Below are 9412 nucleotides of genomic sequence, written 5' to 3' on the forward strand. Positions count from 1 at the left end.
CGCGCGGCGAAGGCCATCGCGACATCTGCCTGATCCCCGAATCGGCCCACGGCACCAATCCGGCCTCCGCGCAGATGTGCGGCATGCAGGTGGTGGTGACCAAGTGCGACGCCAACGGCAACGTCGATGTGGAAGACATCCAGCGAAACGCGGAGAAGTATTCCGGCCGCCTCGCCGCGCTGATGATCACCTACCCGTCCACGCACGGCGTGTTCGAGGAGGACATCGTCGCCATCTGCGACATCGTCCACCAGCACGGCGGCCAGGTGTACACCGACGGCGCCAACATGAACGCGCTGGTCGGCGTGGCCAAGCCGGGCAAGTGGGGGTCGGACGTGTCGCACCTGAACCTGCACAAGACCTTCTGCATCCCGCACGGCGGCGGCGGCCCGGGCGTGGGCCCGTGCGCGGTCAAGTCGCACTTGGCTCCGTTCCTGCCAAGGAAGCTCGGCGAGGACTCGCCGGTGGGCATGGTTTCGGCGGCAAGCTTCGGTTCGGCCTCGATCCTTCCGATCAGCTGGATGTACATCACGCTGATGGGTAGCGAGGGCCTGCGCCGCGCGACCCAGGTCGCGCTGCTCAACGCCAACTACATCGCCAAGCGGCTGGCCGACCACTACGAGACGCTCTACACCGGCCGCAACGGCCTGGTGGCGCACGAGTGCATCCTCGACCTGCGCCCGCTCAAGGACGCGACCGGCATCAGCGCCGAAGACGTGGCCAAGCGCCTGATCGACTTCGGCTTCCACGCGCCGACGCTGAGCTTCCCGGTGGCAGGCACGCTGATGGTCGAGCCGACCGAATCCGAGTCGCAGCAGGAACTGGACCGCTTCATCGACGCGATGATCCAGATCCGTGACGAGATCCGCGCGATCGAGGACGGCCGCCTGGACCGCGAGGACAACCCGCTCAAGCACGCCCCGCACACCGCGACCCAGGTGTCGGCCACCGAATGGACCCACGCCTACCCGCGCGAACTGGCGGCCTTCCCGCTGCCCAGCCTGAAGTTCCAGAAGTACTGGTCGCCGGTGGCGCGCGTGGACAACATCTACGGCGACAAGAACGTGTTCTGCAGTTGCGTGCCGATCAACGACTTCAAGGAAGAGATCGAGGCGTTCAGCGAACCGAACGTGTCCTGATCTTGCAGAGGAAAGGCCCCGCATCGCGGGGCCTTTTTCGTTGGCGTGCCCGGGCGCGCCTACCAGCGTACGGTCACGGCCTCACGGATATCGCGGCGGGGCAGCCGCACCACCGCCGTGGCATGGCGTGCGTCCCAGCGCCAGCCTGCCATGGGCTTGCCATCGACCGATATCGACTGTGGCCGGCTCGCCACATGCAGGTGCAGCTCGTAGACGCGCGCCGGCGGCTGGTCGGCAAAGCGGCCGTGCGTGGGCCCGATGAGGAGCTGCTGCCTGCCATCGTGGCCCGACACGTGGGCCATCGGGGTCAACGCGTAGGCACCCTGCTCGTAGGCGAGCGAGTGCCCGTCATCCTCGTACAGTTCGAACCGGTCCTGGCCTGCGCCGTACACGTTCAAAACCAGCGGAGTTCCCGGGTTCGCGCCGGCCCCCGTCGCCAGCGCCTGCTCGGGCACGATCGCGCCTTCGCGCACGAACACCGGGATCTGGTCGACCGCATAGCGGGCGCTGAAACTGCGGCCACCCGCGTAACGCTTGCCGGTGAAGAAGTCGATCCAGGAGCCGGGCGGCAGCCAGACCGTCACCTCGCCATCGGGTGCGAGCACCGGCGCGACCAGCATCGACTTGCCGAAGAAGTATTCGTGCGGGTGCCGGTAGGCCTCGTCCGTGTCCGGGTAGGCAAGGTACAGCGGGCGCAGGATCGGCAGCGTGTCGCGATGCGCAAGCCACGCCTGGGTGTAGAGGTAGGGCACCAGCTGCTCGCGCAGGGTGAAGTACTTGCGCATCAGCGCGACACCCTCGGCGCCATATACCCAGGGCATGCGCAGGTTGCCCTCCAGCGGATTGGCATGGGCGCTGTGCATGCGCAGGATCGGGCTGAAAGTGCCGAACTCGATCCAGCGCGCGTAGAGATCGAAGTCGATCTTGCCGCCGTGGAAGCCGCCAATGTCGTGGCTGACGTAGGGCACCGCGACGTTGCCGGCGCGCGCGGCATAGGCCACCTCGTAGGCCAGCACCGGCCATTCCGACCACGTGTCGCCGGTGAAGTAGCCCGGATAGCGCTCGCTGCCCCAGTCGCCATAGCGGCCGAGGATGAATGCCCGCTCGCCGCTCGCCTGGCGCGCGTAGTCGTAGAAGACCTTGTTGGTCCACAACTGCGGATCGAGCCCCGGCATGCCGGCCGCGCCGCTGCCGCCGTCCACCCACCACAGGTCCGCGCCCTGGCGCATCAGCGGCAGGTGCAGGTCACGCATGAAGACCTCGGCCTGCGCCTTGTCCGAGAGATCGAAGGCGATGCGGCCGGGCGGCGGCACGTCGCGCAGGGCGACCGGGCCGCGCAGGATGCCGCCGCCGCGCTTGCCCGACTGCACGCGCAAGGCGAACACGTTCGACTGGCCTGCGCGGACGTATCGCGCGACGTCGGCCGTCGTGAGCCGGCGCGGCCACTGCACATGGCTGTGCGGCACCTCGATGCCGTTGACGAAGAGCCGGTAGTCCTGCGCAACCTCGCCGAAGTAGAGATACAGGTGCGCCGGCAGCTGCGCGGGCAGGTGCAGCGAAGTGCGGTACCAGCCCAGCCCCTGGTCGCCGGACCAGCCCTGCTCCTGCCAGGACAGGTCCGTGCGCACGGGCTTCCAGCCGCCATCGTCGAAGCCCGGCGCGAACCAGTGCTGGTCCAGCCCGAGGCCGTGCGGGTCAGGCGCGAAGCGCCAGTGACGGGAGATCTCCAGATCGAAGGCCGGCCGGGCCGGCAGCGGGCGGCCAAGATCTTTCAATACCTGCGGGGCGTGGCTGTCGTCGAAGGACAGGATGCTTTCCCGCGTGTTCGCATAGCCCGGATGGTCGTTGAGCGCGAGCCGGATGCCACGCGCGTGCAGCCAGTCGATGAACGCATCCGGGTGCGGGATCAGCGGACTCCAGTCGTAGCCGCCGTCCCAGCCGTAGTTGTGCCAGGCGAAATCCAGCACGAGCGTGTCGAAGGGAATGCCGCTGTCACGCAACCGTGAGACTTCGTGTTGCAGGGCCTGCTGGTTGTACGCCCGGAACTGCGGGCTGGCGGCCTGTGCCGTGCCCGGGAAGTATTCGAAATTGAAGTCGGTGATCCACGGGCCGAATACGTAGCGCGGCACCATCGGGATCGCGCCGCACAGCCTCGCGTAGTCGCGCAGGACGCGGGCGTAGTCGTGGCCATAGGTGAACAGGTAGCCGTCCTGTCCGCCCGCCGTCGGTCGCGGTTCGATCCACCGGGTGCGGGGGTTCCACAGCGGGGTGCGGCTGTCGTCCACGTACACCCAGCCGCTGCGGCTGAGCAGGCCGGGCCGGGCCGGCTGCAGGTGCACCTCGATGCCGGGGATGACGATGCCGACCGGGCTCTCGGTGCCATCGCCGTGCGCGGGCAGGTTGGTTCCGCGCAGGTCGTCGAGCGAATAGGTCAGCCCGCCCAGGTTCTTTTTGTCGACGTCGCCCGGATGCCAGTGGCTTTCGCGGCCGTCGGGCCCGCGCCAGGTCACCTCGAGGTTGGTCGCCATGAAAGGCCCGCTGCCCGGCTTGTAGCGCAGCGTCATGGCGCCGGTGCCGGCGACGAGCCAGCCGCCCTGCTGCGTGCGCCGCACCGCCACCGCCGGCCAGTCCCGCTGCTGCACCACTGCCGTGGGCGCGTCCACGAAGTGTCCCGAAGGTTCGTACTCCAGGCGGACCAGCGAAGGGGTGAGGAACTCGAAGCGGGCCTTGCCCGCCACCACGGTGGACGTGGCTGGCGCGTCGGCACGGGCGGGCGCCCATGCGACCAGCAGCCATGCCACCACGAGACACGCGAAACGACGGATGCCCATGCGCAAACCCCGTTGCCGATGCGGCGGTGCGGTGGGGCCGGCGGCGCCACCACCCTGGAACTTTACCAACGCGACGGGCCCGGCGTGTGCTTCAGCCGGGAGGTAGCGGCCCGTGCCCGGCCCGGTCTGCAGCCAGTGCGCGCGGCCGGGCTTCGCCCGGCTCCCGGCGCGAACGGCCCAACTCGGCGCGCGGGTGGGCGATACGGGTCCCGCAGGTGGGTCGCACGCGCACTCGCGCAGCAATTCGCGCCCCGTGTGGGCGCCGCCTGGCCAAACCGGGTCAGCCCGGGTGCCGCCCCTCCAGCCGTCGGCAGCGCGGCCTGAACTCGCCTACCGGCAACGGCTCGGCCGGGCTTGGCCGGGTGGGCGCCGATACCCGTTCCATGGCCCGCGCCGCATCTCTAGTGCTCCATCGCATCGCCCTGCGGATCCCGGGAGTGCGCGAGCGCACCGGCGGCGAACATCGGCGGGACGCCGCCAGGCATGGCGGCAGCCTGCGCCTGGCGTGGCGCCGGAAGCTTGATGCCAGCGTTGCCGCCCACGGTATCCACGGGGCGAGGGGGTGGGGAGAGGGACTCGTCGTTGTGCATGGCGGCGGGTTCCAGTGGCTGGGTCCGTTGACGATGCAACCTTGCCAGTGCAGCGGGCGTGTGGGAGACGGCAAGAGAACACCGACACGCCCGCGGTGTTCTCCGGCCGCGCGCTTCGCGGACGCCGGAGGTCGGCGGGCGCAGGTCAGGCGCGACCGCCGCGGGTTGGCGCGCCCGGCGGTGGGTCGAGCCCGCCGTCGTCCTGGCCACCGACACCGTGGCCCTTGGTCGAGCCCACGCCACTCTCGCGGTGCTTGCGCTCCTGGATGTGCTGCGCGCGATCCTGGCCCACGCCGCCGGTCTGATAGGTGGGCCCGTTTTCCGGTACCGGCAGGATCGCTTCCGGGTCGACCGGTTCGCCCATGGCCTTCTGCCCATGGGGATCACCGAATCCGTGGTGCGGGCGCATCTGGCCGTTGCCGCTTTCCCCACCGGTGCCGCCCGCCGCTTCGATGGCTTCGCCGGTTTCGCCGTCGACTTGCACCTGGCTCTGTTCGGCGCGCTTGCCGATCGCGTCCTGCAGGTTTTCGTTGGTACGGCCGCGCGGGTCGTCAATGCTGCCCATGGGGTTCTCCCGTTCCGATTGCCCGCAACGATCCTGCCCGAGCGAAGGTCAGCAAGGCGTGCAGCAACGATGGCCCGCGCGTTAGCCGGTTCGTGCACATCCGCTGCACCAAGCTTGCGCCACGCCATGTTCAGGCCAACGACCATGCAGACCGAAGCCTTCCGGCTCGCATCCCGCGACTGGGTTCCCAACCACCCGCGCCTGCCGGTGCTGCTCTACCACCAGGCCTTCGACGATCCGGGCGACGATGCGGCGGCTGCCTTCGAGGAACGGTTCGACCGCAACGGTTGGCCGCCGCAGTGGCGCGCGGGCATCTACGATTTCCACCATTACCACTCCACCGCACACGAGGTGCTCGGCGTGGCGAAAGGGTCGGTGCGGCTGGTGCTGGGCGGCCCGGGCGGCCGCGAGGTCGAGGTGGGTGCGGGCGACGTGGTGCTGCTGCCTGCCGGCACCGGGCATCGCAGCGTCGACTCGAGCGACGACCTGCTGGTGGTGGGCGCCTACCCGCGCGGGCAGAAGTGGGACATCTGTCGCGAAGCGCCCACGCAGGAGATGCTCCAGCGCATCGAGCGCCTGCCCTTCCCGGCCTGCGATCCGGTCGGCGGCGAACAGGGACCGATGCTCGCGTGCTGGAGCACGCCCTAGGCTTTCGCTCGCCGGATCCGGTCGAGGATGCCCGGCACCGGCGCGGCGATCTCCCGCGCGAGAAAGCCCAGCGAACCGATCGATCTCTCCAGCATGCGCCCTGCCTCGGCATGTACGAACACGGCCCACAGCGCCGCCTGCAGGGCATCGCCGCAACGCGCGGCGAGGCCCGCGATCACGCCAGCCAGCACGTCGCCGGACCCGGAGGTGCCCAGGCCGTGGCAGCCGCCGGAATGGACCCACAACCGGCCGTCCGGCGCGGCGATCCAGGTGGTCGCCCCCTTGAGTACCAGCACGCTGCGCGTGCGCCGGGCGAAGGCACGCGCCAGCGCCTGGGGCTCCTGCTCCACCGTCGCCTTGTCCCGCCCCGACAGCTTGGCCATTTCACCGGCATGCGGGGTAAGCACGTAGGGCTTGCCGGGCGATGCCCGCAGATCCGCCGAAAGTGCGCCGGCGTCGATCACCGGTGTGCCCCTGGCGTGCCGCAGCACCCGTTGCACCAGCGTGGCGGTCGTCGGCCCGGGACTCATCCCGGAACCGACCAGCACCGCGTCGCAACTGCCCAGGACCTGGTCGAGCGCCGCGCTGCCGCGCACGATCTCGCCCTGGGCATTGGCCGGCAGGCCCATGACCAGCGCCTCGGGGATCGCCACCGCCAACGGCAGCGCAGCGTCCTGGGCGGTGGCGACCTGCAGCTTGCCGGCGCCGGCACGCAGGGCCCCGTTGCCGGCCAGCAGTGCCGCACCCGGTACCCGGCGGGAACCGCCGATGACCAGCACCCGGCCACGCTCCTCCTTGCCTCCGTCCGGATCGGGCAGCGGCATGCCGCGCAGGAGCCGCGCGGTGAGGCGCTGCCCCGTCAGATCCGCCGGGCTCATCGCGCACCCTTGGGCCGGTCCGATTCCATCGTTACCGGTGAACCGGCCTCCACCAGAGGCGCCACGAAGTTGGTGCGCTGGAGTACCAGGCTGCACCCGTCGGGCGCCTCGGCATACTCGGTGATGCCGCAGTTGGGAACGTCACCGTTGCGGTCGATCGCCAGGATGGTGCCCTCGTCCATCCGCTCGATCAGGTAGCGGAAGCAGTTCACGATGACCTGGTGGGCGACGATCATCACGCGTTCGCCCGCGTGGTTGCGCTGCAGGTCACCGAGCATGCTGCGCAGGCGCAGCACCACGTCGCACCAGCTCTCGCCGCCGGGCGGGCGGAAGTAGAACTTGCCGACCAGCTGGCGCTGTTCGGCCAGCTCCGGGAACTTGTCGCGGATGCCCGCGCGCGTGTAGCGATCGAGCACCCCGAACTCCTTCTCGCGCAGGCGCTCGTCCACCACGACCTCGTCGGGCACGCACCCCAGCGCGGCGGCCACCGCCACCGCGGTCTCCCGCGCGCGCTTGTAGGGCGAGGCCATGAAGGTGGTGGGCCGGTCGCGCTCGGGCAGTGCGCGCACCCATGCCCCCAGCGCCTGCGACTGTTCGAGGCCCAGCGGCGACAGCGGCACGTCCGCATCCCGATGCTGGAGGTCGATCAGCGGCGCACCGGCGGCTTCTGCACGGTCCCGCGCGATGTTTCCCGCACTCTCGCCGTGCCGGATGATCCACAACCGCTGTGGCCAGCCCACGTTGCCTTGCATGACCGCTGCACCCACGCGCCTCTCCCGTTGCACCACGGGGAGCTTTGGCACGCCGGGCGTGAATGGCCGGTCGATCGGCGGGGGCAGGCGCCACCCCTGCCTCGCCCGTGGCGCGCCTGAGCTTTTTGCTAGCGGCAGTTAGACGATCGCCTCACGGTCGCTCGGCCAACATCGGTCCACGCGCGGCGACCTTGCTATCGCCGCGCGCGCCGCGTGCCCGCCCCTCCGCGCCTGACCGTCGAACGAGACCCGCCATGCGAAACCCTCTGCAACTGCGCTGCAACCAGCTGGAGCGCTCCATGCGCGCCCTGCACGACGAATGCGACCGCCTGATGCGCGAGAACGCGCTGCTGCGCCAACGCATGCAGGGCGCCGGCCAGGCGGTGCAGCGGCTCGACGATGAATTGGCGCGCATCGCTTCCGGACCGGACGCGGAGCAGGAGCGGTTCGTGGTCAGGGCGTCCTCGATCCGGATGTATTAGCCGCAATGAGCCGCGCGCCTGGGTGCCGGCCTGGTGTGCGGTGGACGCGCAGATCCGAGAGTGGCACCGCCGCCGCCCGAGGCGCGGCGCGCCTGTCACTCGCGTCCAGCGAACGCAGTTCACCTTGCCAGCCAGCGGCGATCCAGGCTGGCGGGCCGGCCAGCGCCATGTGAAAAGCCCCGCCGTAGCGGGGCTCCCACGGACGGCCTGGCCGCTCAGGCGAACGGATCGTCCAGCACGATGGTGTCGTCGCGGTCGGCCCCGGTGGCGACGATGGCCAGGCGGCAACCGGACAGTTCCTCGACCGCGCGCAGGTAGGCGCGCGCGGCGGCGGGCAGCTTGTTCCAGTCGCGAATGCCGGCGGTGGATTCCTCCCAGCCCGGGAATTCCAGGTACACGGGCTTGCACTCGGCCCAGCCGTCGGCGTCCAGCGGCGCCAGCTCGCGGCGCTTGCCGCGGTACTCGTAGGCCACGCACACCTTGATCGACGGCAGGCCGTCGAGCACGTCCAGCTTGGTGATCGCCAGGCCGTTGATGCCGTTGATCTGCACCGCGCGCTTGAGTGCCACCAGGTCGATCCAGCCGCAGCGGCGCGGACGGCCGGTGCTGGCGCCGAACTCGTTGCCGACCTTGCGCAGGCGCTCGCCCATCTCGTCGTTGAGCTCGGTCGGGAACGGACCGCCGCCCACGCGCGTGGCGTACGCCTTGCAGATGCCGAGCACGTAGTCGATGTCGCAGGCACCGACGCCGGTACCGGCCAGCGCGCCGCCGACGGTGGTATTGGACGAGGTCACGTACGGATAGGTGCCGTGGTCGATGTCCAGCAGCGCGCCCTGCGCGCCCTCGAACAGGATGTTGCCGCCCTCGCGGCGCACGTCGTGCAGGATGGTGGCCACGTCGTCGACCAGCGGGCGGATGTATTCGCCCCAGGCCAGCGCGTCGTCGAGCACCTTCTGGTAGTCGACCGGCTCGGCCTTCAGCCACTGGGTCAGGATGAAGTTGTGGTACTCGACCGCCGCCTTGATCTGCGCCGGCAGCTCGTGCGGGTACATCAGGTCCGCCACGCGGATCGAGCGGCGCGCGACCTTGTCCTCGTAGGCCGGGCCGATACCGCGGCCGGTGGTGCCGATCGCGCCCTTGCCGGCGGCCGCCTCGCGCGCCTTATCCACGGCGATGTGGTAGGGCATGATCAGTGGCGTCGCCGGGCTGATCTTCACGCGGGAGCGCACCTCCACGCCCTGCCCTTCGAGCTCGGCGATCTCGTGGATCAGCGCTTCGGGCGAGAGCACCACGCCGTTGCCGATCAGGCACAGCGCGTCGTCGCGCAGGATGCCCGAGGGAATCAGGTGCAGCACCGTCTTCTTGCCCTTGATCACAAGAGTGTGGCCGGCGTTGTGGCCGCCCTGGAAGCGCGCCACGGCGCTGACCCGCTCGGTCAGCAGGTCGACGATCTTGCCCTTGCCTTCGTCGCCCCACTGGGCTCCAAGGATGACGACTGACTTGCCCATGAAAGTTCTCGCTCGTTGG

General features: G+C 70.0%; 8 protein-coding genes and 1 pseudogene. 3 read left to right on the forward strand and 6 right to left on the reverse strand.

The annotated features are described in order from the left end of the window. Positions 1-1139 (forward strand): annotated as a pseudogene (locus VFH59_RS00180) (glycine dehydrogenase (aminomethyl-transferring)); the annotation flags it as partial. Positions 1140-1198: 59 nt separating this feature from the next. Here VFH59_RS00180 and VFH59_RS00185 read toward each other — a convergent pair. The 3 genes from VFH59_RS00185 to VFH59_RS00195 form a co-directional block, all read right to left on the reverse strand. Continuing rightward, positions 1199-3970, reverse strand: a complete 2772-nt coding sequence (locus VFH59_RS00185) for a TIM-barrel domain-containing protein (RefSeq protein WP_325162866.1) — start codon at positions 3968-3970, stop codon at positions 1199-1201. A gap of 401 nt (positions 3971-4371) precedes the next feature. Then, complete coding sequence (locus tag VFH59_RS00190) at positions 4372-4560, reverse strand: hypothetical protein (protein ID WP_325162867.1); 189 nt, start codon at positions 4558-4560, stop codon at positions 4372-4374. A 145-nt stretch (positions 4561-4705) separates the two neighbouring features. Continuing rightward, complete coding sequence (locus VFH59_RS00195) at positions 4706-5125, reverse strand: hypothetical protein (protein WP_325162868.1); 420 nt, start codon at positions 5123-5125, stop codon at positions 4706-4708. Between the two features lie 144 nt (positions 5126-5269). On the opposite strand from VFH59_RS00195, the gene VFH59_RS00200 reads away from it, so the two are divergent. Continuing rightward, positions 5270-5773 (forward strand): cupin domain-containing protein, encoded by a 504-nt coding sequence (locus VFH59_RS00200; protein WP_325162869.1) that lies wholly within the window; start codon positions 5270-5272, stop codon positions 5771-5773. Here the strand turns inward: VFH59_RS00200 and VFH59_RS00205 are convergent. Next, a complete protein-coding gene (locus VFH59_RS00205; protein ID WP_325162870.1) occupies positions 5770-6651 on the reverse strand; it encodes an NAD(P)H-hydrate dehydratase in 882 nt (293 codons plus the stop codon). The two genes, VFH59_RS00200 and VFH59_RS00205, sit on opposite strands and share 4 nt — an antisense overlap. Then, entirely contained in the window at positions 6648-7403 is a 756-nt protein-coding gene (locus VFH59_RS00210) for a histidine phosphatase family protein (protein WP_325162872.1), read from the reverse strand. The genes VFH59_RS00205 and VFH59_RS00210 overlap by 4 nt, the downstream gene beginning before the upstream one ends. A gap of 254 nt (positions 7404-7657) precedes the next feature. Here VFH59_RS00210 and VFH59_RS00215 point away from each other — a divergent pair, with 254 nt between their 5' ends. Next, positions 7658-7885, forward strand: a complete 228-nt coding sequence (locus tag VFH59_RS00215; protein ID WP_325162871.1) for a hypothetical protein — start codon at positions 7658-7660, stop codon at positions 7883-7885. A 215-nt stretch (positions 7886-8100) separates the two neighbouring features. Here VFH59_RS00215 and VFH59_RS00220 read toward each other — a convergent pair whose 3' ends face one another. Next, positions 8101-9393 (reverse strand): adenylosuccinate synthase, encoded by a 1293-nt coding sequence (locus VFH59_RS00220; RefSeq protein ID WP_325162873.1) that lies wholly within the window; start codon positions 9391-9393, stop codon positions 8101-8103. Between the last annotated feature and the right edge of the window lie 19 nt (positions 9394-9412).

It is taken from the genome of Frateuria sp. (assembly GCF_035695185.1).
In the GTDB taxonomy this organism is placed as follows: Bacteria; Pseudomonadota; Gammaproteobacteria; order Xanthomonadales; family Rhodanobacteraceae; genus Frateuria_A.

Coding starts and splice junctions, on each gene's coding strand:
- VFH59_RS00185 (WP_325162866.1), bottom strand. CDS start 3,970: ATGGGCATCCGTCGTTTCGCGTGTCTCGTGGTGGCATGGCTGCTGGTC.
- VFH59_RS00190 (WP_325162867.1), bottom strand. CDS start 4,560: ATGCACAACGACGAGTCCCTCTCCCCACCCCCTCGCCCCGTGGATACC.
- VFH59_RS00195 (WP_325162868.1), bottom strand. CDS start 5,125: ATGGGCAGCATTGACGACCCGCGCGGCCGTACCAACGAAAACCTGCAG.
- VFH59_RS00200 (WP_325162869.1), top strand. CDS start 5,270: ATGCAGACCGAAGCCTTCCGGCTCGCATCCCGCGACTGGGTTCCCAAC.
- VFH59_RS00205 (WP_325162870.1), bottom strand. CDS start 6,651: ATGAGCCCGGCGGATCTGACGGGGCAGCGCCTCACCGCGCGGCTCCTG.
- VFH59_RS00210 (WP_325162872.1), bottom strand. CDS start 7,403: ATGCAAGGCAACGTGGGCTGGCCACAGCGGTTGTGGATCATCCGGCAC.
- VFH59_RS00215 (WP_325162871.1), top strand. CDS start 7,658: ATGCGAAACCCTCTGCAACTGCGCTGCAACCAGCTGGAGCGCTCCATG.
- VFH59_RS00220 (WP_325162873.1), bottom strand. CDS start 9,393: ATGGGCAAGTCAGTCGTCATCCTTGGAGCCCAGTGGGGCGACGAAGGC.